The organism is Bradyrhizobium sp. AUGA SZCCT0431 (assembly GCF_018131065.1).
Taxonomy (GTDB): domain Bacteria; phylum Pseudomonadota; class Alphaproteobacteria; order Rhizobiales; family Xanthobacteraceae; genus Bradyrhizobium.
Genome location: NZ_JAFCLR010000048.1, coordinates 34,124 through 60,792 on the forward strand (window position 1 = coordinate 34,124; position 26,669 = coordinate 60,792).

24 protein-coding genes are annotated in these 26,669 nt (G+C 62.6%); 12 read left to right on the plus strand and 12 right to left on the minus strand.

Annotated elements, in window-relative coordinates; all coding sequences use genetic code 11:
• Positions 1-62: 62 nt before the first annotated feature.
• Complete coding sequence (locus JQ567_RS32605; RefSeq protein ID WP_212442618.1) at positions 63-173, minus strand: glucose transporter; 111 nt, start codon at positions 171-173, stop codon at positions 63-65.
• Positions 174-382: 209 nt separating this feature from the next.
• On the opposite strand from JQ567_RS32605, the gene JQ567_RS32610 reads away from it, so the two are divergent.
• On the plus strand, positions 383-646 hold the full coding sequence (locus JQ567_RS32610) for a hypothetical protein (protein ID WP_212442619.1): 264 nt from the start codon (positions 383-385) through the stop codon (positions 644-646).
• Between the two features lie 83 nt (positions 647-729).
• On the opposite strand, the gene JQ567_RS32615 is transcribed toward JQ567_RS32610, so the two are convergent.
• From JQ567_RS32615 to JQ567_RS32625, 3 genes are all read right to left on the minus strand, one after another.
• Positions 730-969: a hypothetical protein gene (locus JQ567_RS32615; protein ID WP_212442620.1), complete on the minus strand. Its 240-nt coding sequence runs from the start codon at positions 967-969 to the stop codon at positions 730-732.
• 192 nt (positions 970-1,161) lie between these two features.
• On the minus strand, positions 1,162-1,875 hold the full coding sequence (locus JQ567_RS32620; protein ID WP_212442621.1) for an outer membrane protein: 714 nt from the start codon (positions 1,873-1,875) through the stop codon (positions 1,162-1,164).
• 334 nt (positions 1,876-2,209) lie between these two features.
• The gene (locus tag JQ567_RS32625; protein WP_212442622.1) at positions 2,210-3,256 is read right to left on the minus strand and encodes an alpha/beta fold hydrolase; all 1,047 of its coding nucleotides are present in this window, start codon (positions 3,254-3,256) and stop codon (positions 2,210-2,212) included.
• Between the two features lie 149 nt (positions 3,257-3,405).
• Here JQ567_RS32625 and JQ567_RS32630 point away from each other — a divergent pair, with 149 nt between their 5' ends.
• Complete coding sequence (locus JQ567_RS32630) at positions 3,406-3,951, plus strand: MarR family winged helix-turn-helix transcriptional regulator (RefSeq protein WP_212442623.1); 546 nt, start codon at positions 3,406-3,408, stop codon at positions 3,949-3,951.
• A 16-nt stretch (positions 3,952-3,967) separates the two neighbouring features.
• Here JQ567_RS32630 and JQ567_RS32635 read toward each other — a convergent pair whose 3' ends face one another.
• Both JQ567_RS32635 and JQ567_RS32640 read right to left on the minus strand, forming a co-directional pair.
• The gene (locus JQ567_RS32635) at positions 3,968-4,390 is read right to left on the minus strand and encodes a hypothetical protein (RefSeq protein WP_212442624.1); all 423 of its coding nucleotides are present in this window, start codon (positions 4,388-4,390) and stop codon (positions 3,968-3,970) included.
• Between the two features lie 207 nt (positions 4,391-4,597).
• Positions 4,598-4,864 carry a His-rich protein BRANT gene (locus JQ567_RS32640; protein WP_211998036.1) on the minus strand — a complete coding sequence of 89 codons (267 nt, stop codon included), beginning with the start codon at positions 4,862-4,864 and terminating at the stop codon, positions 4,598-4,600.
• A gap of 329 nt (positions 4,865-5,193) precedes the next feature.
• Here JQ567_RS32640 and JQ567_RS32645 point away from each other — a divergent pair, with 329 nt between their 5' ends.
• Together JQ567_RS32645 and JQ567_RS32650 are read left to right on the plus strand one after the other, a co-directional pair.
• A complete protein-coding gene (locus JQ567_RS32645; protein ID WP_212442625.1) occupies positions 5,194-5,736 on the plus strand; it encodes a lipopolysaccharide assembly protein LapB in 543 nt (180 codons plus the stop codon).
• A 323-nt stretch (positions 5,737-6,059) separates the two neighbouring features.
• Entirely contained in the window at positions 6,060-8,693 is a 2,634-nt protein-coding gene (locus tag JQ567_RS32650; protein ID WP_212442626.1) for an EAL domain-containing protein, read from the plus strand.
• A gap of 1,280 nt (positions 8,694-9,973) precedes the next feature.
• Here the strand turns inward: JQ567_RS32650 and JQ567_RS32655 are convergent.
• Positions 9,974-11,569, minus strand: a complete 1,596-nt coding sequence (locus tag JQ567_RS32655) for a S10 family peptidase (protein WP_212442627.1) — start codon at positions 11,567-11,569, stop codon at positions 9,974-9,976.
• Between the two features lie 344 nt (positions 11,570-11,913).
• Between JQ567_RS32655 and JQ567_RS32660 the strand changes: the two genes are divergently transcribed.
• The 5 genes from JQ567_RS32660 (at position 11,914) to JQ567_RS32680 (ending at position 17,062) form a co-directional block, all read left to right on the plus strand.
• Positions 11,914-12,576, plus strand: a complete 663-nt coding sequence (locus tag JQ567_RS32660) for a hypothetical protein (RefSeq protein ID WP_212442628.1) — start codon at positions 11,914-11,916, stop codon at positions 12,574-12,576.
• Between the two features lie 25 nt (positions 12,577-12,601).
• Positions 12,602-14,755 carry an adenylate/guanylate cyclase domain-containing protein gene (locus JQ567_RS32665; protein ID WP_409363648.1) on the plus strand — a complete coding sequence of 718 codons (2,154 nt, stop codon included), beginning with the start codon at positions 12,602-12,604 and terminating at the stop codon, positions 14,753-14,755.
• A 122-nt stretch (positions 14,756-14,877) separates the two neighbouring features.
• A complete protein-coding gene (locus tag JQ567_RS32670; RefSeq protein ID WP_212442629.1) occupies positions 14,878-15,657 on the plus strand; it encodes an NAD kinase in 780 nt (259 codons plus the stop codon).
• A gap of 255 nt (positions 15,658-15,912) precedes the next feature.
• A complete protein-coding gene (locus tag JQ567_RS32675) occupies positions 15,913-16,458 on the plus strand; it encodes a response regulator (RefSeq protein ID WP_192733989.1) in 546 nt (181 codons plus the stop codon).
• 25 nt (positions 16,459-16,483) lie between these two features.
• On the plus strand, positions 16,484-17,062 hold the full coding sequence (locus JQ567_RS32680; protein WP_212442630.1) for an Hpt domain-containing protein: 579 nt from the start codon (positions 16,484-16,486) through the stop codon (positions 17,060-17,062).
• Positions 17,063-17,210: 148 nt separating this feature from the next.
• On the opposite strand, the gene JQ567_RS32685 is transcribed toward JQ567_RS32680, so the two are convergent.
• From JQ567_RS32685 to JQ567_RS32700, 4 genes are all read right to left on the minus strand, one after another.
• The gene (locus tag JQ567_RS32685; RefSeq protein ID WP_212442631.1) at positions 17,211-18,380 is read right to left on the minus strand and encodes a DUF2336 domain-containing protein; all 1,170 of its coding nucleotides are present in this window, start codon (positions 18,378-18,380) and stop codon (positions 17,211-17,213) included.
• Positions 18,381-18,577: 197 nt separating this feature from the next.
• The gene (locus JQ567_RS32690) at positions 18,578-19,012 is read right to left on the minus strand and encodes a cupin domain-containing protein (protein WP_212442632.1); all 435 of its coding nucleotides are present in this window, start codon (positions 19,010-19,012) and stop codon (positions 18,578-18,580) included.
• A gap of 21 nt (positions 19,013-19,033) precedes the next feature.
• Entirely contained in the window at positions 19,034-20,071 is a 1,038-nt protein-coding gene (locus JQ567_RS32695) for a transglycosylase SLT domain-containing protein (protein WP_212442633.1), read from the minus strand.
• A 169-nt stretch (positions 20,072-20,240) separates the two neighbouring features.
• Positions 20,241-21,428 (minus strand): CaiB/BaiF CoA-transferase family protein, encoded by a 1,188-nt coding sequence (locus tag JQ567_RS32700; RefSeq protein ID WP_212442634.1) that lies wholly within the window; start codon positions 21,426-21,428, stop codon positions 20,241-20,243.
• A gap of 284 nt (positions 21,429-21,712) precedes the next feature.
• On the opposite strand from JQ567_RS32700, the gene JQ567_RS32705 reads away from it, so the two are divergent.
• Positions 21,713-22,696, plus strand: coding sequence for a tripartite tricarboxylate transporter substrate binding protein (locus tag JQ567_RS32705; protein ID WP_212442635.1), 984 nt, complete (start codon positions 21,713-21,715; stop codon positions 22,694-22,696).
• 76 nt (positions 22,697-22,772) lie between these two features.
• Here the strand turns inward: JQ567_RS32705 and JQ567_RS32710 are convergent, their stop codons facing one another.
• Entirely contained in the window at positions 22,773-23,078 is a 306-nt protein-coding gene (locus tag JQ567_RS32710) for a DUF1330 domain-containing protein (RefSeq protein ID WP_212442636.1), read from the minus strand.
• Between the two features lie 315 nt (positions 23,079-23,393).
• On the opposite strand from JQ567_RS32710, the gene JQ567_RS32715 reads away from it, so the two are divergent.
• Entirely contained in the window at positions 23,394-24,365 is a 972-nt protein-coding gene (locus tag JQ567_RS32715) for an ABC transporter substrate-binding protein (protein WP_212442637.1), read from the plus strand.
• A gap of 197 nt (positions 24,366-24,562) precedes the next feature.
• Complete coding sequence (locus JQ567_RS32720; protein WP_249165875.1) at positions 24,563-26,347, plus strand: adenylate/guanylate cyclase domain-containing protein; 1,785 nt, start codon at positions 24,563-24,565, stop codon at positions 26,345-26,347.
• Positions 26,348-26,669: the final 322 nt, after the last annotated feature.

Sequence of the window (26,669 nt, forward strand, 5' to 3'; positions counted from 1 at the left end):
CGGTTCGCGTGAAGAAAACGCGTCAAAAAGGAAACCCGTTCGGCTTAAGCCGAACTGGGCCGCTAGAGCCAGGCGCAGACCAGCGCGACGTTGGCCGCGCAGGCCACCAGCAGCGCGACCGTGAGCGTGAGTTGGACACGCTCGCAGGAGTGAGTCTGGAGGATCGTTCTCATGGCCGAAACATCCAGCGATTCTAGCCGAGGAGTCTCGGGGATTCTTTTTTGCGGGATTCATGACTCGTTTACGACTCAGGCTCTCCGCCAAAACACCGCCGAAACGAGCCATTTCAGCCCTTCGTGAGCCCTGAACGGGCGGCATACCAGCCAAGCCAGAACCCAAATGGGGCTGCAACGTTGACCGTTTTTGCTGGAGCCCCCCACGCATGCCCTACGCGCTGTTCTGCCAAGAGGCCAAGCTGAGCAAGGCCTATCCGACCGAGGCCGATGTCTGGAGGCTGGCCCGACAGTCGGGGCTCGTGGTCGATGCGGTTTCCGACGAGGAAAGGCAGCAACCGCGACCGGTGCTGGACAATGACTACGAGATCAAGCCCTGCCAGCCGGACCCCGACGAAGATCCGGCGCGCAACAAGGCCGAGGCCGAGCGCGACGCCCGTTCGGTGCTGCAGTTGGGTTCGAAAGCGGCCTGATGCGGCCGTATTGCTGGCGAAGATCCAGGCCGCAGGGGACCGGGCCCCTTACGGCAGGGGGAAAAAATCGAACGATCGCCTTCTTAAGGCATCGCGGCTGCCAGTGAAGCCTGTTCCGAGGCGAGCACGACGCAAGCCTTGCGGCGGTTCAGTCCCCTGATCGCGCCGGTCACCTTGAGCACCTTCCCGACCGGACAGTTGGCGTCCTGCACGAAGGCGATTTCATAGGGAGCAAGGATGAGCGGTTCTGATTTCAGGACAGTCTGGGCAAGGCACGGCAGCGACGCTGCGGAAAATATCAGCCCTAACGCAAAAGCACGCATGTTTGATTGTCCAACCAGCCGACTGGACCATAATAGCCGAAGATGACAAAAAGTTGCGTGCACCGCGAAAATTATTTTTTGCGGGCTGCCAACAGCTGCGGATAGCGGTTCGTGCCCTCCGGCAGCGCCTCCTGAAAACAAAAAGGCCGGCTTCCCGCCGGCCTTTTCTCGTCTGGTTACGTAGCAAGCCCGTCAGTATTTGGAGGCCGCGGGGCCACCCCAGCCAAACCGGTAGTTCACGCCGACCTTGACGGTGTGTTCGTCGTTCCGGAAGCTCTGGCCCGTGATGTCGGCGGGGCCAGCCGTGAAGGTGGTCTTGCCGAAATCATAATACTGGTACTCGGCCTTGGCCGACCAGTTGGGCGCGAACATGTATTCGAGACCGCCGCCGACCGTGTAGCCGTCCTTGCGGTTGCCGCTGGTGGTAAAGCCAGCCGGGACGCCGCCCACGGTGACACCGAGATTGTTGCCGTCCCGCCAAGCATAACCGCCCTTGGCGTAGAGCAGCGCCGGACCCCAAGTGTAACCGACCCGGCCGGTCACCGAACCGAGCTGGTCGGTATTGCTGGTCACCAGCGTACCGCCCGGGAACAGCACGCCATTATTGCTGCCGCCGTTCAGCCAGCTGTACTGGGCTTCGGCACCCACCACCCAGTTGGGCGCGAATTGGTAGTCGAAGCCGCCCTGCACACCGCCGAGGAAGCGCGCGTCGCTGCTTTGCAGGGAGTCGGTACCCGCAAAGGCGCCGCCGACGTGGCCGCCGATGTAGAAACCGGTCCAGTTATAGACGACCGCCGGCGCGGTGTAGGCCGGCGCCTTGGTATAAGGGCGAGGCTGTATGTCCGCCGCGAAAGCAGGAGCCGCCATTGCGGCCAGCGCGGCAGCGCCGAGCAAAATCTTTTTCATCTTCATTCCCCGTGACTAACGTTCCGTCATCAAGCCAAACAACGTGACCTCAATTAGGTTGCTTTGCGGCAATGCCGGAGCACCTGACGGTGCTCAACTGTGACGGCGCGGCAACAAAGCGCTTTAGTTCCCTCGCATATAAGGTTTTTTCCTGCGTTAACCGGCAGGTATCCCGCTTTGTTGATGTCGGAGATAACTAAGGCAAGGTTCAAGGGTCGCCAAAAAGTGATTGAATTCCGTTCATCTTTTCGGGCCGGAGGACCCTCCGCCAAAGAGCGCCATTCGGGATTTCCGGGACGCCCGATTTCAGGGCATCCCGGAAGCCCATCCCGGCTCAATAACCGGCAACCTCGATCACCGCCTCGGCAAACGCCTGCGGCGCCTCCTGGGGCAGATTGTGCCCGATGCCGCCGGTGATCAGGCGGTGCGCGTATCTGCCTGAGAACTTCTTGGCATAGGCGGCAGGATCGGGGTGCGGGGCGCCATTGGCATCGCCTTCGAGGGTGATTGATGGCACCTGGATTACCGGAAACGCGGTGAGCCGCTTCTCCAGATCGTCGTATTTCGCCTCGCCCTCGGCCAGGCCGAGCCGCCAGCGATAATTGTGGATCGTAATGGCGACCTGATCCGGGTTGTCGAGGGAGGCCGCGCTGCGCTCGAAGGTCGCGTCGTCGAAATTCCACTTCGGCGAAGCCAGTTGCCAGATCAGCCGGGCAAAATCGCGGGTGTATTTCTCGTAGCCGGCCCGGCCGCGCTCGGTGGTGAAGTAATACTGGTACCACCAGGCGAGCTCGGCCTTTGGCGGCAGCGGCGCCTTGTTGGCCTGTTGGCTGCCGATCAGATAGCCACTTACCGCGACCAGCGCCTTGACTCGCTGCGGCCAGATCGCCGCGACGATGTCGGCGGTCCGTGCGCCCCAGTCGAAGCCGGCGATGACCGCCTTCTCGATCCTGAGCGCATCCATCAGATCAATAACGTCGACCGCGAGCGCGCCCTGCTGACCGTTGCGGAGCGTGTCGCTGGAGAGAAACCGCGTGGTGCCGTAGCCGCGCAAGTGCGGCACGATCACCCGGAAGCCGGCCGAGGCCAGGATCGGGGCGACGTCGACGAAGGCGTGAATGTCGTAAGGCCAGCCGTGCAGGAGGATGACCGGCGGACCGTCGGCGGGCCCTGCTTCGGCGTATCCGACGTTGAGGAGGCCGGCATTGATCTGCTTGATGGCAGGAAACGACGTGCGCGCGCCCGGCTTGACCGCACTCCCTGGTTTGGCGCTACCGGATTGTGCGCCGGCCGGGCCGGCCAAAGCCACCTGGGCGGTTGCCAGCGTCATGGCCGCGGCGCCAAGAAAACGGCGGCGACCAAGGTTGATATTGTCGGACATTTGGCTCTCCTTCGATATACATCGAATGCGATTTATTCGAACACGATCTAATTAGCGCCATTAATCCTGATGTCAACCCTTCCGATTTAATCGTATCCGATATATATGCTCACCGGACGTCACGATCAGGTGTGTCCGGGAGCATCAGGATGAAACCGACCAAGTCTTCGAACCCAACGTCTTCGAACCCAACGTCTTCGGATCCACGGCCATCGGATCCCAAGCTCGCCGACTTCCTGTGCTTTGCGGTCTATTCGGCCAACCTCGCCTTTGGCCGGGCCTACAAACCGCTTCTCGATGAACTCGGCCTCACCTACACGCAATACATTGCGATCGTGGCGTTGTGGGAAAACGACAACCAGACCGTCTCAAGTCTCGGCGAAAAGCTGTTTCTCGAATCCAACACGCTGACCCCGATCCTGAAGAAGCTCGAGACGATGGGTTATCTGCGCCGGCGGCGCGATGCCGCCGACGAGCGCCAGGTGCTGGTCAGCCTGACCGAGGCCGGGCGCGGCCTCCGCGAAAAACTCGGAGGAAGGAATCTGGTGAAGGCTTCCGGGCTTTCGCCCGAGGAATTCCCCAAGCTGCAGAAGGCGGTGGTCACGGTGCGCAACAACTTGATCAAATCAATGCAGGATACGCCGACCGGCGCGCCGGCAAGCCCCTCGCCCGCGGCGGCAAAGCAACGCGCGTAATCCAGAGCGCCGATCGCTACCGCGCCATCTTTTCCAGGTCGGGGAATGACACATAGACCGCACCGGCGCAGGGTTCACTGGCGTTTTCAATAATGCGATCGAGCCGGCCATCGACGTAAAGTATCGCGCGCTCGCGCGGTTCGGCGTAATTGCCGTCGGAATCGCGCGGGCTGAAGCGCAGGCAACTGACGTAACGCAGCCGTCCCCCGACGACGCGTTGTATCGGCTCCGCCATCACGGCGTTACGCACGCCGACCGGATTGTTGAGATAGCTCCTCATGAACAAGAGTATCTCGCCCTTGTAATTGTTGGGAAACGGCTGATTGGAGACGCCGCGGTCGTCGGTATAGGTGATGCTCCTGCCCTCGTCGCTGCCCGCGCAGGCCGCGAGCACGATCGGCAGCAACACGGTCGCCGCAAATTTTGCTGATGTCCCCAAGCGTAAGTCTTCCACCTGCCCCCGAGGCTATCTCTTAGACCGGGCGGCGCCGAAATGGAATTCGCAACTCGGTTATCGCACCCGGATTGGACCGCTGAAAACGGCACCAACCCACGGCTATTGGGGAAGCAATGGCGCATGGGTTGGCCTGATACCCGCCGGCGCGTCGGGGGCAATGGGGATCGAACCGCGCCCGCGGATCAGTTATCAGCCGCGCTTGCCGTGCGGAACGTGCTTGATCACGACTTTCGGCGTGGTGTGCGTCTTCAGCAAGCCGATGTGCTTGTGGTGGCGATGATGGTGGCGATAATGCTTGTGGTGATGTCGGCCCATCCGCGCATTGGCATTGAAGAACTTCGCGTTCGCCTGCTCCGCCCTGATCGGCGCGTGCATGGTCTTGCCGGGCGAACCGGCCAGCGCGGGTGCGGCGAGAACCGATACGGCAAGCAGCGCTGCGGAAATGGTCTTGAACATGGTTGTCTCCTCTTCCATGGATCGCAGGACTCTCCGGCCACGTGACCGCCCCCTCGCTGATCATGCAGACGACGCTAGCGACCACGCGCTGAACCCGTCGTGAAGCGCGACACCGGACTTCATTCATCTGCATGACATCTTCGTCATGTTCCCGGCGCAATACGGCCGCCGCGCAAAAAATCACGGGAATGGCATTAAGGGTCGGGAATGTTCCCAACCGCCAGGTGTTCAAATCAGCGAGCTTCGGTATAGGATCGCCTGATGGCACCGTCCTGTTCTACTGATTTTCTCGAAGTCGGGTTTCTTGATCTGTTCAACTGGAGAGACGCATGACCAAACTTGCTATCAGGCTTCTGACGCTGGCGATGTTGACGCTGGCGCTGACGGCGGCTCCCGTCGTTAGCGTGGTCTACGCCGCACCCGACAACGATCCGCCGCCGCCGGCGCAAAAGGCCAAGAAGAAGAAATCCAGCGAAGTGCGCCCGAGCACCCAGGAAACCGCATTTGCAACCGGTTATCGCGCCGCCTATGCCGCGATCTACGATCGCCACGACTACGCCTCGGCGATCGAACAGTTGAAGGCGCTCGGCCGCGACGACAGCGCCGCGGTCGCCAATCTGATCGGCTACTCCTATCGCCAGCTCGGCGACTACAAAGTGTCGCAGATCTGGTACGAGCGCGCGCTCAAGGCCGATCCGACCCACATCAAGACCTGGCAATATTATGGCCTGTGGCAGGTCGAACACGGCAACCGCGAATCCGCGCAATACCATTTGAACAAGATCGCGGCGCTTGCCGGCACCTCGAGTGAGGAATACCGCTCGCTCGCCGCAGCGCTCGAAAGGCCGCCGGGAACCGGTCTGGCTTACTGAGCCGTCAACGCCCTCGCCGCGTTGCGGGGAGCGGCAAGAATACGAGCAAGAATGCGAAAATGGATGGGTGCCGACGCGATCCGCCGCCGGCACCTTTCCTTTTTCCGCCAGGCACGCGGAAATTGCGCTGCAGCCTGGCCGCTGAGGCCGGTTGCTTCGGATATTTATTAGCGAATCCTTAAGGATGATCTCTTTCCGCCGGCCGGGGCGGGATCGAAGAACCATTTCAACACCCATGCTCCCTAGGCTTTTCACCAAAATGACGCCGCCGCCCTATCGGACCAAGGCCCCGATCGGTTCCAGGCGGGCATCAGGGTTGGATGATGAGCACAGGCGATTACCCCGCGGCCGAAACGCCGGACGTTCTGCTGGCCGCGCTTGAGCGGGCGAACGACGCCGTGCTGATCCTGGATCGCGATCTTCACGTCAGCTATTGCAACGCGGCGGCCGAACTGATCTTCGGGCTGAACCGCACAGCAGCGCTCGGTTGCCATGTCGGCGATCTCGGCCTCAAGGACCTGCAACATCATCACGTCGCGACACCGGACTCGGACCAGGTGAGCCGCAACGACGTTCCGCATGGACGCAACGCCGAGATCACGATCGCACGCAAGGATGGCAGCCGGATTCGTGTGGCGCTGTGGCTTTCGAACATCGAAATCGACGGTCAATGCCGCACCATCGCATTCGTGCGGGACATCACCAAGGAGGTCGCCCGGCGTGAAAGGCTGGCCCTGCTCTCGCTGGTCGCCGACCGGACCAGCCGCGCCGTCATCGTCACCGATCGCAATCTGAGGGTCGTCTACACCAACGCCGCGTTTACGGGAATGTTCGGGTACTCGCTTGAAGAGGCGAAGGACCGGTTTGCAGGCGAACTGCTGGTGGGCCGCTATACCGACCGCAGGACGCTGGCCAGGCTGCGACGCTGGGTCGGCGAGGAAGCCGGCGGCGAAGAGGAAGTCCTCGCCTACGACAAGAACGGCGACGAGATCTGGGTCTCGGCCAACGTCAAGACGTTCCGCGACGGGCGCGGACGGTCCAACTACATGTTCGCCCTGCTGACCGACATCACCGAGACCAAGCAGCTGCGTTCGCTGCAGCAGCTGATCATGAGCGCGCTGGCCGATGAAATCCCGATCGCCGACATCGCCGACCGGCTTTGCCGGCGCGTCGAAGAGATCGCGCCTGACGTCGTCTCCTCGTTGCTTCACATCGACGCCGGCGGACTGGTTCACCCGCTGGGCGGTCCCAGCCTTCCCGAGGACTATTCGCGGGCGCTGGACGGCCTCGCGATCGGTCCGAACATCGGCTCCTGCGGCTCCGCGGCCTATTTCGGCAAGCCGGCGCTGGCGGAGGACATCGACACCGACCCGCGCTGGCAGCTGTTCAAGACCCGCCCGCTCGAGGTTGGCCTGCGCGCCTGCTGGTCCACGCCGATCAAGGGCAAGGACGGCCGCGTGATCGGGACCTTCGCGTTCTATTACCGGGAATGTCGCGCGCCCAGCCGCTGGCACCAGCGGATCGTCGACGCCTGCGTCGATCTCGGCGGGCTCGCGATCGAGCGCAAGGAGGCCCGCGCGCAGATCGCGCGGCTCGCCTATTACGACATGCTGACCGGCCTGCCGAACCGCGCGCGCCTGCGCGATCTGATCCTTGAGGCGACCAACGCCTGCGCCGACGGAGGACACGTTGCGCTGGCGTTTCTCGACATCGATAATTTCAAGGACGTCAACGATACGCTCGGACACTCGGCCGGCGACGAATTGCTGGTCGGATTTGCCCAGCGCCTGCGCGCGCAGATCCAACCGGGCGGCATGCTGGGGCGGCTCGGCGGCGACGAATTCGTGATCGTGCTGCCGAACCGCAACGCGGCCGAAGCCTCGCTGATGGCGTCGCGATTGACGGAGGCTCTGGTCAATCCGATTCAGATCGGCGCCAAGCAGGTCGCGATGTCCGCCAGCATCGGCATCAGCATGTATCCGGACAACGCCACCGATATCGATACGCTGATCCAGCAGGCCGATGCCGCCATGTACAAGGCCAAGCAGGCCGGCCGCTCCACGTTTCGCTTCTTCAGCGCCGACATGGACCGGCTGGCCGAACAGCGGCTGGTTCACAGCGCGGCGCTGCGGCGCGCGCTCGCCAACGATCTCCTGCAATTGCAGTATCAGCCGCAGATCCGGACCAGCGACGGCGGCATTTATGGCGTCGAGGCGCTGGCGCGCTGGTATGACCCCGTGCTCGGCGAAGTCTCGCCTTCGAAGTTCATCCCGCTCGCCGAAGAGTGCGGACTGATCGAACAGATCGGGATGTGGTCGCTCCGCGAGGCCTGCCGGCAAATGGCGGAATGGCGTGCGGCCGGCGTGGATATCCCCTGCGTGTCGGTCAATCTGTCGCCGATCAATTTCCAGAACCCGAACCTGGCCGCAGCGGTCGCCGGGATTCTCGCAGACCATGGCCTGCCGCCGCAAGTGCTGATGCTCGAGATCACCGAAGGCGCGATCATGAACGAGCGCTCGGTTGCGATCGAGACGATGCATGCGCTTCGCGACCTGGGGGTCGGCCTGTCGCTGGATGATTTCGGCATCGGCTATTCGAGCCTGAGCCGGCTGGCGCATTTGCCGATCCGCGAATTGAAGATCGACCGCAGCTTCATGCACGATGTCGAGAGCGACCCCAGCGCGCTGGCGATCGTGACATCGGTGGTTCGCGTTGGCCAAAGCCTGCACCTCACCGTCGTCGCCGAAGGCGTCGAGAGCGACGGGCAGCTGAACTTGCTGACCGAACTTGGATGCGACGTCGTGCAGGGATTTCTCTACGCCCGGGCGCTGGCACCACCAGCATTCGGCCGTTGGCTGCTTGACCACAGCGCGGCGCAGGCGAGCAGGATGCTGAAGCACGTCGGACGATCGCTGGCCGAGGCTTCACCACGCGCCGCTTCCGGCACGAACTCGTAAGATATCCGCAAACTCTCACCGGATCGGCGGGACGTGGCCCTGTCCGCGTCATTGCGAGCCAACGGGTCGGCGCGAAGCGCCGCCCGATGACAGGCTCCGCGAAGCAATCCATTTATCGACTCGCTGAAGCATGGATTGCTTCGTCGCTATCGCTCCTCGCAATGACGGTGATGGAGCTGTTCCACCCAATGCAGTCATCCTCCGCGAAAGCGGGGGATCCAGTACGCCGCGGCTTATCGGTTCAATCATTGGCGCCTCTGGAATACTGGGTCGCCCGGTCAAGCCGGGCGATGACAACTGAATATGTGGCCGCCTTCTCGCGACGCATTGCGCCCGAGGTTTGCTGGAAACTTCCTGCCCTCACATCGAGAGGGCGCAGGGAAGACCGGGTGCGCGCTGCACCCGCGGTCTCGCGTGCGGTTTGCACAAAACAAAGTGCACACGAGCATACAGGGCAGCGGAGAACACCCGGCCTTCCCTGCGCAATGGCTTTACGGCTTATAACGCGATCTCCCCGGTGAACGGGCTTTCTTGCCACCGTCGCTCCCGATCAGCTTTTGGCCTCTCAGGAACTTGACACCAGCAACGGGGTGTCAGGACCACGCGCCTTCGCCGTACGCCTCTGTCGCGTTACGTCTCCGCAACATCAGCGTCCACCGCAACCCGTCCAACGTCCGTGACGACGGCCGACGCCCTCTGAGTGGGACGGGATGGCCAAATATGTATGTCTGATTTGGTTTCTGGAAAAGCGAAATATTTTTTATTTCGGGGCTTGACATGACTTCTGAAAATCAGAACTGATTTGCCCGTCGGGTTGATTTGTCGCATGCGGGATCGAAGATTGCGCTTGCGCGCAAGGCGACGCAGTCGACCTTTCGGAAATGCGCAATGCAAAGGCTGACGGCTTATCCATGCCGCAAACGAAAGAGGGCCGCTTGAATGAACAAGCGGCCCAAGTCTAGGGAGGAAACGCCCAAACCGAGACAAATCAGCGAAGCTGATTTGCTCTTAGGGCAGCGACAGCGCGAGGCGCCGCCGCGCAATGCATGTAGGTACGAAAATGCGCCGATCAAGACGGGGACTCACGCTTCGCGCGGATTGTTCGCTCGATCTCTCAAGAAGAATTACGGTGACGCACGGGCGTCATTGCGAGCCAACGGGTCGCGCGATGCGCGCCCGATGACAGGCTCCGCGAAGCAATCCATATCGTGACAAGCCGGCCCATGGATTGCTTCGTCGCTTTCGCTCCTCGCAATGACGGCAATTTGCGAAAGCCCCCCTCACTTCATCAGCCCCTGCACTTCGCTGCGAAACGCCTGCCGTGCGGGATCGCGCGAATAGAACATGTGGCCGCCGGGATAAACGACCAGCTTCACCCTGGCGGGGCTGGCAAACGCCGGCAACTGGTCGAGGATGATCTTCGAGGCAAAATATGGCGTGGCGAGATCGAACAGGCCGTGGCCGACCAGCAGTTTCATTTTCGGGTCGAGCGCGAGAATCTGCCGCAGCTGGGAAACCGACTCGGCCGGTCCGCGGCCGAAATCCCACGACCGGAAGACGCTGTCGTTGAGCAGATGGTACGAGCCGTCCGGCCGCCAGTTCAGCTTGCGCGTGGTGAGATCGACGGCGGCGCTGGTCAAGGGCGCCATCAGCGAATCCCCGGAGGGATCGCCGAAATGCGAGGAGTCCGAATCCGGATAGGGGTCGAAGCCCGACACCGACGCGTCATAGCGTCCGGTCACCCGGGCGTTGCGGCGGTCGAACTCCCGGCGGAATTCGCCGACCTCGAAGCGTCCGGCAAGCCGGCGGCTCACGGCCTGATCGATGCCCGTCAACGACGCGACCCTGTCGGCGAGCCGGTTGGTGGCCTCGGTGTCCGCCTGCCCCTTGAGCAGGTCACTCACAAACTCGGCCCGCGCGTAGCGTTCGACGTCGGCGAGATCGGCCCATTTCACCGGGCCCTTCGCTTCACGCGCCACAGCGGCCATGGTGGGAAGCCGGTGGACATATTGCAGCTGGCTGGAGCCGGAAAATTCGCGGTAATCGAGCAAGGGAGAGACGAGGATCAGCCCGCGCACGCCGACGCCCTGCTGGGTCTGCAGGTTGCGGACGATCTTCGGGCCGCGGATGCCGCCATAGCTTTCGCCGGTGACATATTTCGGCGACAGCAGCCGGTCGTATTTTTCGAGCCAGCGCCGGATCACCAGCGCGATCGAACTGACGTCGCCATCCAGGCTGAAGAACCGCTTGCGCGCGTCCTCGCCCGACGCGACGAAGCGGCTATAGCCGGTGTTCACGGGATCGATGAAGACCAAATCAGTGAAGTCGAGCCAGGTCTCGGCGTTCGGCAGGAGGTCGGGCGAAGCGGAAGCTACCGCGCCATCGCCTGTAATCGACAGCCGCCACGGTCCGGCGGCGCCGAACTGCAGCCACGCCGATGAAGCACCCGGCCCGCCATTGAACAGGAACGTGACCGGTCGCGTAGCCCGATCGGTGCCGTCGAGCTGGTAGGAGGTGTAGGCGATGTCGGCCTGCGGCTCGCCTTTTTCGTCGAACAGCCGGATCGAGCCTGCGGTCGCGGTGAAGGCCAGCGTGCGCCCGGGCAGCGCCAGCGTCTGTTTGGTGGTGGAATCCGGCGGCAGCCGATGCTGATCGGAGACCGGCTGCGGCGTGGCGGCGTCGCCGCGCCGTCCCCCGCCCTTCTGTCCCTGTGGCGGTTGCGGCGGCAGCGTTTGACCCGGCGTCGGCGTCGCGGCGGGTTGTTGCTGCGCGGCCGTCGGGCTAGCGTCCTGGGCTCGCGCACCGGCCACGCAAGCCAGCATCACAAGCGCGATGGCGAGTTGCATATGACGCCGCGCGGTGAAGCGAAAAGCCATGACGTCCTGCTCCCTCTGTCACTTGCTCCCGGTGTCACTTGGTCCCGGTGTCACTTGCCGCCGGTGCCACGCGATCCGTTGGGCCACGGATTCAGCCTGGGATGGCGACAGCAGGGCTGTGCTACAACAGGACGAAATCCGCTGGCATCACAATCCCGACAGTATTGCGTGAAAGCTATCGGCATAACGCTTGACCGGTCGCATCGCCATGGTTGTCCTCGCCGACCGTTAGGTGATATCGGTCGGTTCCGCTGGCGAACCCGGCCAATTATTTTTGATTCATCCATGAAACCATTTTGGCGCTGGCGAGACTAAAGAACCTGCGCTTTGCAATGGGGACCAAAATGAAACGTGCGATTGTTGCCTGCCTCGGCCTGCTGACGCTGGCTTCTCCCGCCGCGGCGGATTCACCGGTTGCGGTGGTCGAGGACATCAAGGGCAAGGTGACCGGCGCCGAATTCATGGACTATGTGACGGCCAGATCCGTCATCAAAATCGCCGACGGCGGCTCCGTCGTGCTCAGCTATTTGAAGTCCTGTCGGCGCGAGACCATCAGCGGCGCCGGCACCGTCGTCGTCGGCAACGAAGAGAGCATCGTCGATCAAGCCGTCCTCACGGCGGAGAAGACGAACTGCGATTCCAACCAGGCCAACGCCACCACCAAGGACACCAGCGCCGTCGCCGCCACCCTGCTCCGCAGCGCCACAGCCACTTCGCTGCCCGCGCCGCAGCTCACGCTTTACGGCGCCTCGCCGTTCGTGCAGGCCAAGGGCCGCGGCACGCTGGTGGTGCGCCGGCTCGACCTCGCCGGCGAGCGTCACCAGATCGCGCTCGGCGGCACCCAGCTCAAGGGCAAGTTCGTCGATTTCGCCGGCGAGAACGTCGCGCTCGTCCCCGGCGGTCTCTACGCCGCCTCGTTCAAATCGTCGGAAATCGTGTTCCGGGTCGACGCGCAGGCAAAGCCCGGCGCGACGCCGATTGTCGGCCGGCTGCTGCGGCTGGACTAGGCGTGCCGGACCTCCGCGCTTGAGAATCAGGCGCAGCACGCGCAACCAGATGGTGATCGCCGCCATCGCGCTGGTCTGCGCGGCGGCCTCGGTTTCTCCGGCGGTCAGGCCGATCCGCGGGCTCTCGCTCGATATCCTCACCGCGCTGCGCTGGGAAGTGTTTGGCCGCAGGCAGGATCCGGCGGCCTCTCCGACGGTCGTCATCGCGATGGACGAGGAAAGCCTGCGCACCGCCCCGTTCAAGGGCTCGCCGATGCTGACCTGGACCGGGGAGATCGGACGCGTGCTGGCCGCGACGCTGGAAGGCGGCGCCAAGGTCGCCGGCTTCGACGTGGTGATCCCGACATCGATCGAGCAGTCGGAGATCCCGTTCGGCGACAACATGCTGGGCACCAAGGTGCGCGGCTTCGACCGCGACTTCCTGCGCGCGCTGGCCGGCGCGGCCACCTCCGGCAAGGTAGTGCTGGGCGAGACGCTCGGCGGCAACCAGCCGGTCAGGCCCGCGGCCGGGCAGCGCATCGCGGTGCGGCAGCAGCAGAACATCCGCCCCCTTAACGTTCATACCGACCATGACGACGTGGTACGGCGCATGCCGCTGACATTTCCCATCAACGGAGCAAAGGTGCCCTCGATGGCGGTCGAACTGGCAGCGCGGGCGCTGGGCGCGATGCCCGAGTTCGACAAGAATGGCCGGATGACACTCGGCGGTTACCGGATCCCGGGCCGGGTGCCGAACACGCTGACGCTGAATTTCGAGGGCGGCGCGGCCGACATTCCGACCTTCTCGTTCGCCGATCTGCGCAACTGCGCGGTCAAGGACGACAAGGACTATTTTCGGCGCTGGTTCGACGGCAAGGTCGTCATCTTCGGCACCGTTCTCGATATCGAAGACCGGCGCATGACGTCCAAGCGCTTTGCGACCGGCATCGAGGGCGCGCGCACGCCGCGCTGCGCGGCCGGGAGCACGCCGGTCTCCGCCGCCTTCAGGACCAGCACGATCGCCGGCGTCTATATCCACGCCACCGCGGTCAACAACCTGATCTCACGCAATGCGGTGGTCGAACCGGGGCCGCTGTCGCGCTTCCTGATATCAGCCCTGTTCGCGGCGCTGGCGGCCATTGCCGCGTGGCAGCTCAGACCGCTGGTCGCGGCGACGGCCTGGGCGGTCATGGTCGTGGCCGGCATCGCCGGCGCCACCCTCGCCTTCAACCACGCGCTGGCGCTCCCGGTCACCGAGCCGTTCCTCGCCAGCCTGATGGCGCTGGCCTCGACGATCGGTTTCCGCTTTGTCGTCGCCGACAAGGATCGCCGCCTGCTGCAGAAGAGTTTTGCGCTGTATCTCGCCCCGCATGTCATCAACCGGATGCTGTCGTCGAACAAACTGCCGGAGCTTGGCGGCGAGACCCGCAACGTGACGGTGTTCTTTTCCGACATCGAAGGGTTTTCGCTGATCGCCGAGAAGATGTCACCGGACAGCCTGATGGAGCTGATGAATGAATATCTCTCGGCGATGACCGACGTCATCGAGAGCCATGGCGGCTATGTCGACAAATATATCGGCGATTCCGTCGTGGCGGTGTTTGGCGCGCCGGCCGACGATCCTGACCATGCCGCCAACGCGGCGCGCGCGGCGCTGGACTGCTGCACAAGGTTGACCGGGCTCAACGCCTCCTCGGCGCTATTCCACGAACACAAGCTGGCGCAGCGGATCGGGATCAACTCGGGCGAGGCGCTGGTCGGCAATTTCGGATCGCGGCGGCGCTTCAATTATTCGGTCATGAGCGATGCGGTGAACCTCGCCTCGCGGCTGGAGGGCGCCAACAAGTTCTACGGCACCACCGTCATCGCTTCGGAGACGACGGTTGCCCTCGCCGGCGACGCTTTCGCCTGGCGCGAACTCGACGCCATCAGAGTCAAGGGACGTAACCAGGCGCTGAAAATCTACGAATTGCTGAAGCTCTCGACCGGGCTTGGCGCTTCCCGGCAGGCGCCGATCGCCCATTACGCCGACGGACTTGCGCATTGGCGCGCCCGGGAATTCGAGCTTGCCGCAAAATGCTTCGAGCGTTCGGCTGACATCGACCGGCCGGCACAGCTGTTTTGCCAGCGCGCCCGGGAGTTGGCTGCAAATCCGCCTGATAAGGATTGGGACCCGATCCGAACCCTGCAGGAGAAATAGCTGCTCCCGTCCTTCGGTTCAGGTTACCATCCCGGGCGGGGCGCCCTTCCATCTCGACAAGCGCCGCCAAGGTGTATAGACGAGCGCGGCGCAATCCGGCGCCACCATGAGCCCGTAATCCGATGGCCAGCCCCAAGCGATATGACCGTATCGCCTTCGTTGCGAGCGCTTCCGCGGAGGCGCAGGCGGCGCTGGCGGAGTTGGTCAGGCTTTACGGCAATCACGACCCGGATACGGCCAATGTCCTGGTGGCGATCGGCGGCGACGGGTTGATGCTGGAAACGCTGCACCGGTACATGCGGACCGGCAAGCCGATCTACGGCATGCATCGCGGCACCGTCGGTTTTCTGATGAATGAGTTCTCCACGCACGATCTGCATGCGCGGCTGGCCGCGGCGCGCGAGTCGCTGATCAATCCGCTGTTGATGCGCGCGACCGATATTCATGATCAGGTGCATCTGCATCACGCCATCAATGAAGTGTATCTGTTTCGCCAGACCTATCAGGCCGCGCATGTGCGCATCCTGATCGACGAGCACGAACGCATGGCCGAACTGATCGCCGACGGCATTCTGGTGGCGACGCCGGCCGGCTCCACCGCCTATAACCTCTCGGCGCAGGGGCCGATCCTCCCCATCAATGCGGCGCTGCTGGCGCTGACCCCGATCAGCGCGTTCCGTCCGCGGCGCTGGCGCGGCGCCCTGCTCCCCAATACCGCCTTCGTGGTGATCGAAGTGCTCGAGGGCAACAAGCGTCCGGTCGCAGCCGTGGCCGACCATGACGAAGTGCGCGACGTCCGCCGCGTCGAGGTGCTGTCCGACAAGTCGATCTCGATGCGGATGCTGTTCGACCCCGGCCACAGCCTCGAAGAGCGCATCCTGCGCGAGCAGTTCGGGCATTAAGTGTCGTCCCGGCGAAGGCCGGGACCCATACGCCGCGGCCCATCGGTGAGAGCGCAGGCGTTAGACACCCTCCTTAATAATGAGCGCCGCGGCGTATGGGTCCCGGCCTTCGCCGGGACGACGAGTTGGAAAGTCCGTCGATCGGGCTATCACAGGCCCCTGCCGCGCCGCTTTCGCAACCATTCGTTAACCTGCCCCGCGATATGGTTAACGCCGGGTGTACCGTGTTGCCCGGTATGCGCTTAGGGCCGGACCATGTATCGCATCGACTTCAACAAGCTGCGGTTTCTGATTTGCGACGACAACCCGCATATGCGCCGCATCCTGCGGACGCTGCTGCACTCGTTCGGCGCGCGCGAGGCTTATGAATCCGAGGACGGCGCCACCGCGCTCGAAATGTACACCCATTACGTCCCTGATATCGTCATCACCGACTGGGCGATGCCGATCTTCGACGGGCTCGAACTGGCGCAGATGATCCGGCAGCCGGAATCCAAGGGTAATCCCTACGCGCCGATCATCATGCTGACCGGCCATTCGGAGAAGCGCCGCGTCACCGTTGCGCGCGACGCCGGCGTCACCGAATTCCTGGCCAAGCCGATCTCGGCCAAGGGGCTCTATCAGCGCATTCTCAACGTCGTCGCCAATCCGCGGCCGTTCATCAAGACCAAGACCTATTTCGGCCCGGACCGCCGGCGCAACACCAACAATGCCTATATCGGCCCCGAGCGCCGCATCGGCGGCGAGATGGAAGTGATGCAGCAGCCGTCGCTGCTCGACAAGGCGCGATCCAGCGTCTGACGCGCGAAACCGCTGAGGAACCATCATGGCGAAGGAAAAACCCGGCAAGCTGGAGGTCAAGAGCTTCGCCGATCACCACGTGATCACGCAGCCCAATCCGCTGCGCAAGGTGCTGCTGCGCGTTCCCGAATCCGACCTCGACGATCCGGTTGGGCGCGCCGAAAAAGCGCTGGCCGGGCTATCGGGTGAATTCAAGAACTGGATGGCGATCGAAGCCGACCGGCTTTCCGCCGCCCACGCCGCCATCCTGCGCAGCGGCTTCACCGACGACGCCCGCGAAGAACTGTTTCGCGCCGCCCACGACATCAAGGGCGACGCCGCGACGTTCGGCTTTCCCTCCGCGGGCGCTGCCGCCGAAAGCCTGTGCCGCATCATCGAACACGCGCCCGATCTCGAACTGGTGCCGTCGGATCTGATTACGCATCACATCAACGCCATTCAGGCCATCGTCCGCGAGCGCACCAAGCTCGACACCGCGGCCACCGCCGGCGTGCTCAGCCGCTCCCTGCGCGGCATCGCCGACGAATTCCTCACTTACGCCAACCGCGACCGCCCCGAGCATCTCGAAGCGATTTTGGCGCCGAGCATTATTCCGACGGAGTGATTTTGTCGTCCCTGCGAACGCAGGGACCGATACGCCGCCGTCCTAATTTGTTGGAAAAGATAGCGACCACATCGCTCCATGGATAAGCCGCGGAGTATGGGTCCCTGCGTTCGCAGGGACGACATACAATGTGTTGCTGGGGCGTGGCTTACGCCGCGATCAGATCGTCGTGCGCGATCGCGTCCTCTGCGGCGAGCTCGTCGCAGAACAGGCGGGCTTCCTCGCGGGCCGATTCAGTTGCAAAACGGCGCAGCAGGATCAGAAGCGGCTCGGCGGCCTTGCGGTCCGTCTCGCAATGCGTCAGCACGCGCTCGACCATGCGGCGGCGCAATCTCGCTGCACCACCTAACGTGTCGACGTAGCCGGTCTCGTGGCTGACCTCGAGCGCGATCCGGAAGGCGGCGAAGGTGGATTCCGGAAAGCCGGCCCGGATCAACAGCGCCTGCAGGCTGGCGCCGCCGCGGTCATGCAGCAGCGCGGTGACGCGGGCGTGCGGCAGGCCGGACAATTCGGCCAATGATGCGTCGAACAGTTCGAGATTGCCCGACAATAGCGCGCGCAGGATCAGGCCCGCGGTGAGCTGGCCGGTGGCGCGCAGATGCTGCACCAGGCCCTGCATGTCCTCGCCGCGCGAACGCGCCGCGATGTTCACGGTCGAGCGCTCGCGCGCTTCGCTGGCGAGCCGCCCTGCCCGGTCCGGGCTCAGCCAGTTTTTCGCGACGACGAATTGCGCCAGCGTGTCGGAAAGCTTGGCGACCAGCGCCAGGCGCGTGGCGGACGGCAAGCCCTCCAGCACCAGCATCGATTCACGGATCGCGGCGAGATGGCCGTGACGCTCGACGATGCGGTCCCAGGAGAACGGCGCCAGCTCCGCATAGGCGTTTTCGATCAGCTCCAGGGCTGCGGCCGGCGAGCCGACTTCGGCGATCGCGGCGGATACGGAGGGCGGCAGATTGACCCGGCGGGCGATCGCGCATTGCGTCTCGCTGTTGCCGGTCGCGACGATGTCGACGAGGTCGGCGTCGATCAGCAGCGGGGAATGTTCGAGCACCGGCAGCGCGATCGACGGCTGGTCGAGCGCGAGCGCCTGCACGATCGCGGCTGGCGCTTCCGCGCTGCGCGCGAACACCTGCGACATCGCCTGGCGGACCAGCGGGGATGGATCGTCGAGCAGCATCAACAGCGCGCCTTCGGCGGCGGCGCGGTCGTCCTCAGTGAGATCGGAAATCAACCAGGCCCGCGCCAAAGACCGCGTCGCCTCTGCCCGCTCGCCTGCCGGAGCGGTACGTATCCAACTGATGAACTGCCGAACGATCATGGTCTAGCCGGCCTACGCAACCCGAAACGACACCGTGACGCGGTGCCACTGTCATAGAAAATAAACCATGACGCTTAACAAAGGGTTCACCATAAACGTTTGGGATTATTGACGTTTCGTTAAGGGCGCACAAACGCCTCGTTAATGTTTTGGCCGCGTTCCGATATTCAAACGCGCCAGCGAGCGCGCCTTTCAGTCTACGTCCGGATCGGTCCAATGCCGTCGTCAGGATACTGGATCGTTTCCTCTCCCGGATTCCGGGACCCGATGACGATGAAGATCGCCGCAGCGTTCGAGCGGTTCACCAGATGATGTGCATTGGCACATCCGGCAGGAAATCCCGCGAAGGAACCCTGCTCCATCGTATGTTCACCATAGTCGTCGATCAGGGTGAGCGTTCCCGATAGCACGTAAACGAACTCGTCTTCTGCCTCATGCCAGTGCCGCAACGCCGATATCGAACCAGGTTCAAGCGTGACATGATTCACGCCGAACTGGGTAATATCGACGGCGCGCGCCAAACCTGCTTCGTGCTTTCCGATGAACAACTCAGGCTTGACGCGACCGGACGAAGAACTCGGCAATCCCGTCGTGACAGGCACGTCCGAAAGCGTGCGTACCCTGGATTCCATCCGGACACCGTCCTCGGTCGGCTAGCTGCTGAACGTGCCGTTGCGATCGCTGAACAGATCAAGCCGACCGGGTGCGCGGACTTCGGGCTTCTGTCCCGATATCGATGGTGTCGCCGAGGCGACGGTGGTGAGCGAAGAACCCCTGCCCCACAATTCCTGCACCGCTGGCGAAATCGGCTGGCTGCGTTCGCCGGCCTGGAACAGCGAGCGGAAGATCGGCTCGGGCTGCGCGGAGGCGGTCTGCGATGTCGCGGCGACCGGCGTCACGCTGCGGGAATTCGGGAAGCTCGACAGATAGGCCGCGTTATCGATCGCAGGTGCAGCCGGCGTCGCGGACGTCGCTTGCGTGGCGCTCGCGACGGTCACGCGGCGCGGCAGGTCGCCGCCGACGGCCGCCATCGCGGTGCGGGTGGCCGGCGAACTGGCGGCACTGGCGTAGCGCGAGTTCAGCACCGAATAAACCTCGGAGACGCTGCGGCCGCGGCCCGAACGATCGTAGAAGATCGAGCGGTTGGCCTCGGCGGCGGCCGGAAACATCTGCACAGCGGAAGCCTGCGGATTGTCCTCGGCGCTCGAGATCAGTTTTCCCGCCCCGCCGACGCCCATGAAATGCGCCATATAGAGTTCGGCGTCGCTCGGGCGGCGGCCGATCTTGCCGGTGAGCTTGAAACTGTTCGACTGGGTCAGCACCCCCGCCATCGACGACGCGGCTTGCGGATCGTCGCGCAGCTTCATGATCGCGGCACGCGCGGTCGGGTCGCTGACCGAATAGCTGCCGGACGGATTCTTGGTGATGGCGTCGGCATATTTGCCGTAGCCGAGCTGGCTGCCGGCTTCCTTGACGGTGCCGAGCCAGGTCTGGTCGATGAATTGAAACAGCCCGCGTGCCGACGAGGTGGTCGCCGCCGCCTTCGGGTTGAAGTTGGATTCCATCTTGGCGGTGGCGAGCAGATATTCGAAGCTCGCGCCTGATGTCGAGGCGGCCTGCTTGATCGAGCCCGCGATCTTCGCGCGCGTGGGATCGACACCTGCCGTGGCGTTCAATGTGTCGACCGACATGTTTCTGGTGCCCCGCTCCCCGCGAAACGACCGCGCGGCCTGTGCGAAAATCGCAATCAGCGCCCAATACCGCGTCACACTGGGACGGTTATGGTTAATGGGGGGTTAAGGAGTCGTCATTCCGGGGTGTGCGCCTTGGCGAAGGCCCGGAATCCCAGCGAATTCGCCGCTAGATGACACCGCCTTGTCGAAGCGCCGCAATGGCGGCGGGGTCATAGCCGAGTTCAGCCAGGACAAGATCGGTATGCTCGCCGAGCATCGGCGGGCGCGCCACGATTTCACCCGGCGTTTCCGACAGCCGGACAGCAGCCCGTACGACCGGCGCGGGCACCGGCAGGCCCGGATAATCGACATCCTGCATGAAGCCGGCGGCGCGAATATGCGGATGATCCAGCGCCTGTTGCGGGCTGAGCACCGGTCCCGCCGGAATCATCGCTTCGCCCAGCGTGTCGACGGCTTCCTGCGTGGTGCGCTCGGCGCACCAGCGCGCCATCCGTTCGCTGATGACAGGGCCGTTGTCGCCGCGCTTGATGTCGTCCGCAAAGCGCGGATCGCTTAGCCACTGGTCCTCTTCGCCCATCAATCTTGCCCAGCGAATGAACAGCGGATGACCCGTGACCTGGCACAGCACCCAGCCGTCCCGGGTGCGGTAAATGTCGGCTGGCGCCGCGGTCTGGCCGAGATTGCCGGTCGGAACGCGATTGGCCTTGATCACTGCCTGCTCGATCAAGGTTGCGTTGGTGAACGACAACGCGGTTGCAAGCAACGCGCCCTCGACGATCTGTCCGCGTCCGGATTTGCCGCGCTCAATCAGAGCAGCAAGCGTCCCGAACGCGCAGTGCAGCGCGGTTCCGAAATCAACCCAATTCACCGCGGCCCGGTACGGCGGATCGCCGGCGCCAGTCATGTATACCGAACCCGACATGACCTGTCCGACACCGTCGAAGCCGACGCGATCGGACCAAGGGCCCGGGCCACCGAATGCAGTTGCCGTCGTGAGGATGATGTCGGACTTGATCGCCTTCAATGAATCGTAATCGAGCTTCATCGCGCGCAGAGTCTGCGGCGGCAGGTTGGCGACGACCACGTCCGCAGTTGCAACCAGCCGACGCATCACCTCCTGTCCCTCCGGCTTCATCGGATTGAGCGTGATGCACTTTTTGTTGCGGTTGATCTGCAGAAACAGCGCACCTTCGCCACCTTCGCCGACCGGCGCCACAAAGCGATCTTCGCTGCCATCGCGCTTTTCCACGCGAATGACCTCGGCGCCAGACTCGGCCAGCAATGTCGCGCAATACGGCCCTGCGATATAGCGCCCGAAATCCAGGACGCGCACGCCCTCCAGAACTCCCCCCATCGATCTTTTCCCTTTTGCTTCCGCCAGATTACAGGGAATGATTTCCGCAGCAAGGCGGCAACCGCCACCATGCCTCGGCCAGAAAGAGTGATCGTCCACAGTTAGCGTCCTGCCAAGCGGACACAGTCCACCGTGCGGAATATCAGTCTTACCTCAACGGGCTTCGCCTGAATTACACTGTCGCTATACTCGTCCACCAAGCCACGGGGGGCTCCGTGCTACTTCTCACCCCCGCTTAGTCTTCGCAGTCGAACGACAGACAAGAAACCAACAGGGCAGGGAAAATGAAAAAGCTGACACGGCGAACGTTCGTGACCGGTTCGGCGACGGTGTTGTGCGCCCCGTCCGTGAAAACCGAGGCGCAATCCTCATGGCCCACACGCCAGATTCGTATCCTGGTGCCGTATCCGGCGGGCGGCCAGACTGACGGCATCGCACGCGCTTTCGGCGACTACCTGGCGCGGCAGTTGGGAAAGACGGTCATCATCGAAAACAAGGCCGGCGCGGGCGGCGTCATCGGCGTGGCGGAAGCCAAACGCGCAGAACCTGACGGTACCACCATCCTGTGCACGATTTCTTCGTCACTGATCCAGAACCGTCTTACGGTGAAAGACCTTCCCTACGATCCTGAAAGAGACTTCATTTATCTGACGATGGTCAGCGGCGCCGGGGGTCCGGTGGTGGCGGCGAAGAAGACGGGAGCAAAAAATCTTCGAGAGTTCATTGAATATGGAAAAAAAGTCGGCAGCCTGAACTGGGGATCGTACGGCGTGGGTTCGACGCCGCACGTCCTCATCGCGACAATGGCGAAGCAATACGGCATTCAATTTCAGGTCATCCAATATCGCGGCGAGGCGCCGATGTGGAATGACATTGCGGGGCAGACGCTGGATGGCGCCGCAGGAAGTTATGCCGCAGCAGCACCCGTCATACAGGCCGGAACCGGAAACCTGATCGGCGTGGTAGGCAGCCGCCTGCCGCCCTATCCGGACACGCCTACAATGACTGAACAGGGCGCCGTCGGCGACTTCTACGACCTGCGCGCATTCACCACTTTTGCCGTGCCAACCGGAACACCGCAGGAAATCGTCCAGCAGATCTCGGCGCTATTGATCCAGGCCGGATCCGACTCCAAGGTCCAGCAGATGCTGAACAACTTTCTGCTGAGTTACCCGGCCAATCTTGAAACGACGGCTCGCATTTTCAAGCGCGACAGTGATGTGATGCTCGGTATCCTGCGCGACCTTGGCGTCAAGCCATCGGAGTAATTGCCGAGTGGTCGACGAGACCGCCTGAGCGCCTGTCGTGTCCGCTTCGGGCACCAACAGCGGACATGAGCACAGTTCATGTAGGCTGGGATCCTTCATAGCCTTCGGTAGTCACCATATCCCAAACTGACCGGCCTTCGCGTTCCTTCATCGCGGCGACATACTCGGGCGATCTGTAGCAGTCCAATGCCGCGCTGTAGGTCGGAAATTCCACGACTACCACGCGGGACCTAGGTTTGCCCTCTTTTGGTTCGACCTTGCCGCCGCGCGCAAGGAAACGTGCGCCATACTTGGCCAGCGCCTTGGCGTTCGCTGATATGTATCCCTTGTAGCCTTCAGCATCGGTTACATCCGCGAATACAACCCAGTAGCCCTTTGGCATATCGCCCTCCATTAGCAGTAGCGCGGCATTTCAAGGTAGTTCCTCGTTACTTTCAAGATCGATCACCGGGACGATCGGATCTCTTGACGCCCCATGTCCGCTCTGGGGCACGAAGCGGACATGATCCGAGTCCGACTTGAGTCCGGTTACGGACGAAGTTCGGAAATCGAATTTCGGGGCGGTTATGTCCGTTGATGACCCAACTGCGACATCGCCCGGAGATGCGCCCGGTAAGATCGATGCGCTACTGAGTGCGCCGATGATCGAGAAGTGATACTCTGCGCCCTGTCGTCCTCAGGATGCGATGAGGATCGAATGAAGCGACGGGAATTTATAGCGGGCACTGCGGCGCTGCTCGTTTCGCCAAGGCGTTCGTGGGCGCAAGGGACGCCTCGGCGAATTGGTTTCCTCGGCGCTTGGGCAGATCAGTCGGCTCGCGACTCAGTTTACGCCGCATGGCTCAGCGGCTTGCGCGAGAAGGGCTGGATCGAGGGCAAGAATCTGCTTATCGAATATCGTTATGCCCCCGACCGCCTGCCCGCTTTAGCCGCCGAACTGGTCGCCTTAACTCCCGAATTGATAATTGCCTCGGGGCCGCAATCGGCCCTCGCCCTGAAATCGGCCACCGCAACCATTCCGATTGTATTCGTGGCTGTGGCCGATCCCGTGGGGCTCGGCCTCGTGCAAAGCCTGTCGCGTCCGGGCGGCAATATAACGGGGCTTGCGACCTACGTGCCAGGAAACTTCGTCGCAAAAAACATAGAAATCCTCCGCGAGCTGGTTCCTGACGCCTCGAAGATTGCGATGCTAGTCAATCGGGGCAACCCAATGCACAGGCTGACAGTAGCCGAGGAGATACCCCGCACGGCCCGCGAGCTAGGCGTGGTTCTGCCGATAGTCGAGGCGACCACGGCCGAGGAACTCGACATCGCCTTTGCCTCGGCCGCCACCCAGCGCGCCGATGCAATCATTGTTTTTGGCGATACCCTGACCGTTGTCGAGGCCCCCCGAGTTGTCGCGCTCGCGGCGAAACATCATCTGCCTGCGATTTATTTCTTTCGACGATTCGCCAATGGCGGATTGATCGTCTACGGCCCCGATTTAGCCGATCTGTTCCGCCGTGCAGGCGGACACGTCGATAAAATCCTCAAAGGCGCCAAGCCCTCCGATCTCCCGGTAGAGCAGCCGACCAAATTCGAGCTAGTGATCAATATGAAGACTGCAAAAGCGCTCGGCCTCACCGTGCCGACCTCGTTACTCCTTCGCGCCGACGAGGTGATCGAATAGCAGCGCTGACTTCCGTGTTGGCACGAACCGGACCAATCAGGCCGGTCTAACGATCTCCGTTGACTGGGGTGGATCGGAAGTGGCCGGCCTACCGTCAAACCGACGCGAATGACCCGTTTCGGACGTGGGCATAGCCGGACATCGGCCCACAATTGTGCTATTGAACCTTCAGTTTTCCCCGAACCCGGGGGTGCATCTTGAGCAGCGAGCACGTAGAGCGGCGATTGGCTGCTATTCTGGCGGCGGATGTCGTGGGCTCTTGCCGCTTAATAGGGATCGACGAAGAAGGCACGCTGGCGCAACTGAAAGCTCTCAGAAAGACGCTTTTCGATCCCAAAATCGTTCAGCATCACGGACGTATCGTCAAGAACACAGGGGACGGCGCTCTCGTTGAGTTCGCCAGCGTGGTGGACGCCGTGCGATGTGCCGACGACGTACAACGCGGCATGGCAGAACAAAATACCGATGTGCCGCAGGGCAAGCGGATCGAATTTCGCATCGGCATTCACCTCGGTGATATTATCATCGCAGACGATGATATCTTTGGTGATGGTGTCAATATTGCAGTGCGTCTCGAAGGGATCGCAGAGCCGGGTGGGATTTGCATTTCCGACGATGCTCACCGGCAGGTTCGTGGCAAGGTTGAGAGCACCTTAGAGGATATGGGCGCTCAAACTCTCAAGAATATCGCCGAACCGATGCGGGCTTGGCGCGTGCGCATCGGCCCAAGCTCTTCGCCGGCAACAAAAACGCAGACCGAGACTGCGCAGCCCCTCGCGCTGCCCGACAAGCCATCCATCGCGGTGCTGCCGTTCCAAAACATGAGCGGCGATCCGGAGCAGGAGTATTTTGCCGACGGCATGGCCGACGAAATCCTCACAGCACTATCCCGGTTCCGGGAACTGTTCGTGATCGCCCGCACCTCGAGCTTTACCTACAAAGGCAAGGCCGTGGACGTTCGCCAGATCGGCCACGAACTGGGGGTGCGTTACGTGCTCGAGGGCAGCGTCCGCAAGGCCGGAGGCCGGGTCCGGATCACCGGACAACTCATCGACGCCACGAGTGGCGTGCAGGTCTGGTCCGATCGCATCGAAGGCGAGCATGACGATATCTTCGATCTGCAGGACCGCGCAGCTTCGGCAGTTGTAAACGCAATCGCACCCAAGGTCGAACAAGCGGAGATTGCCCGGGCAGTGGCGAAGGCGACGGACAGCCTGGATGCCTATGACTTTTACATGCGGGCTCAGGCCTGCATCTATAGATGGGGCCGCAGGGACCTCGAAGAGGCGGAAGTCTTGCTTAAGAGAGCGATCGAACTGGACCCCAAATTTGCAGCAGCATATGCCAACTCCACATGGTGCTTAGCGTGGCGGCTCGTGAATGACTGGACCAACGATCTTGCGACAGATGCTGCCCGATGCGGAGTGCTTGCGAGACAGGCAGTCGATCTCGCTCCGGACGATGCTAATGTGCTCAGTCTTGCAGGGTTTTCGCTTGCCCAGGTTGTCGGCGCGTTTGACGAGGGGATCGCACTGATCAATCGCGCCGTCAGTCTCAATCCCAATCTCGCGCGCGCATGGGCTCTGAGCGCCGTCGTCCACATTTTCATAGGGAAACCGGAGACAGCGATCCAGCACAACGAGCTGGCCATGCGCCTCTCGCCACGAGACATCGGCCTTCATCTTATGATGCATACGACGGCCCGGGCTTGCTTTTATGCCGGACGTCTGGACGAAGCTATCGCGTGGAGCACACGGGCTATGCGTGAGTCTCCGCACGGCCAAGACACGTCAATGCTTGCGCTAATTGCCAGCTACGCCCTTACTCAGCGTCAGGAAGACGCCACCGCGGCGCTCACAAAGTACTTGGCCATTCACCCGCAGGCGCGGTTGGGCAACCTCTGGCAGCTGTCGCGGCTTCGATCTCCCGATCATGTAGCGAAGCTCAAGGAAGGCCTTCGGCTCGCGGGAATGCCCGAATGACCACGACCGTCGCCTCGCTGCGATCCTCGCCGCCGACGTGGCGACTAAGACCGCAGATTAGGTGATCGAATAGCCGCGCGAAGTCGGTTCATGGCACTTTTCGGACCTATGCGACTGATCTGACGATGTCCGTTCACGATGTCAGAGCGGACCTCACCGGTGCCAGTGCCGACTTCCGCAAATGACCCTGGCTGTGTGAAAACGCCGCTGCTTTGCTATGATTCTCTCGTGATTCTGCGGGGGAAGCTGATGCGGCGCTTCGTTGAGCAGGCGGATCGTGGGCAGTGGACGCTATTGCCCGAATGCCTTGATGATTTCATTG

Excerpts from the sequence above, each read along its gene's own strand:
- JQ567_RS32710 (WP_212442636.1), bottom strand. The coding sequence starts at position 23,078 with ATGCCAAAGGGCTACTGGGTTGTATTCGCGGATGTAACCGATGCTGAA.
- JQ567_RS32660 (WP_212442628.1), top strand. The coding sequence starts at position 11,914 with ATGAAACGTGCGATTGTTGCCTGCCTCGGCCTGCTGACGCTGGCTTCT.
- JQ567_RS32680 (WP_212442630.1), top strand. The coding sequence starts at position 16,484 with ATGGCGAAGGAAAAACCCGGCAAGCTGGAGGTCAAGAGCTTCGCCGAT.
- JQ567_RS32700 (WP_212442634.1), bottom strand. The coding sequence starts at position 21,428 with ATGGGGGGAGTTCTGGAGGGCGTGCGCGTCCTGGATTTCGGGCGCTAT.
- JQ567_RS32620 (WP_212442621.1), bottom strand. The coding sequence starts at position 1,875 with ATGAAAAAGATTTTGCTCGGCGCTGCCGCGCTGGCCGCAATGGCGGCT.
- JQ567_RS32640 (WP_211998036.1), bottom strand. The coding sequence starts at position 4,864 with ATGTTCAAGACCATTTCCGCAGCGCTGCTTGCCGTATCGGTTCTCGCC.
- JQ567_RS32705 (WP_212442635.1), top strand. The coding sequence starts at position 21,713 with ATGAAAAAGCTGACACGGCGAACGTTCGTGACCGGTTCGGCGACGGTG.
- JQ567_RS32675 (WP_192733989.1), top strand. The coding sequence starts at position 15,913 with ATGTATCGCATCGACTTCAACAAGCTGCGGTTTCTGATTTGCGACGAC.
- JQ567_RS32645 (WP_212442625.1), top strand. The coding sequence starts at position 5,194 with ATGACCAAACTTGCTATCAGGCTTCTGACGCTGGCGATGTTGACGCTG.
- JQ567_RS32690 (WP_212442632.1), bottom strand. The coding sequence starts at position 19,012 with ATGGAATCCAGGGTACGCACGCTTTCGGACGTGCCTGTCACGACGGGA.
- JQ567_RS32630 (WP_212442623.1), top strand. The coding sequence starts at position 3,406 with ATGAAACCGACCAAGTCTTCGAACCCAACGTCTTCGAACCCAACGTCT.
- JQ567_RS32605 (WP_212442618.1), bottom strand. The coding sequence starts at position 173 with ATGAGAACGATCCTCCAGACTCACTCCTGCGAGCGTGTCCAACTCACG.
- JQ567_RS32695 (WP_212442633.1), bottom strand. The coding sequence starts at position 20,071 with ATGTCGGTCGACACATTGAACGCCACGGCAGGTGTCGATCCCACGCGC.
- JQ567_RS32715 (WP_212442637.1), top strand. The coding sequence starts at position 23,394 with ATGAAGCGACGGGAATTTATAGCGGGCACTGCGGCGCTGCTCGTTTCG.
- JQ567_RS32670 (WP_212442629.1), top strand. The coding sequence starts at position 14,878 with ATGGCCAGCCCCAAGCGATATGACCGTATCGCCTTCGTTGCGAGCGCT.
- JQ567_RS32615 (WP_212442620.1), bottom strand. The coding sequence starts at position 969 with ATGCGTGCTTTTGCGTTAGGGCTGATATTTTCCGCAGCGTCGCTGCCG.
- JQ567_RS32610 (WP_212442619.1), top strand. The coding sequence starts at position 383 with ATGCCCTACGCGCTGTTCTGCCAAGAGGCCAAGCTGAGCAAGGCCTAT.
- JQ567_RS32650 (WP_212442626.1), top strand. The coding sequence starts at position 6,060 with ATGAGCACAGGCGATTACCCCGCGGCCGAAACGCCGGACGTTCTGCTG.
- JQ567_RS32685 (WP_212442631.1), bottom strand. The coding sequence starts at position 18,380 with ATGATCGTTCGGCAGTTCATCAGTTGGATACGTACCGCTCCGGCAGGC.
- JQ567_RS32625 (WP_212442622.1), bottom strand. The coding sequence starts at position 3,256 with ATGTCCGACAATATCAACCTTGGTCGCCGCCGTTTTCTTGGCGCCGCG.
- JQ567_RS32655 (WP_212442627.1), bottom strand. The coding sequence starts at position 11,569 with ATGGCTTTTCGCTTCACCGCGCGGCGTCATATGCAACTCGCCATCGCG.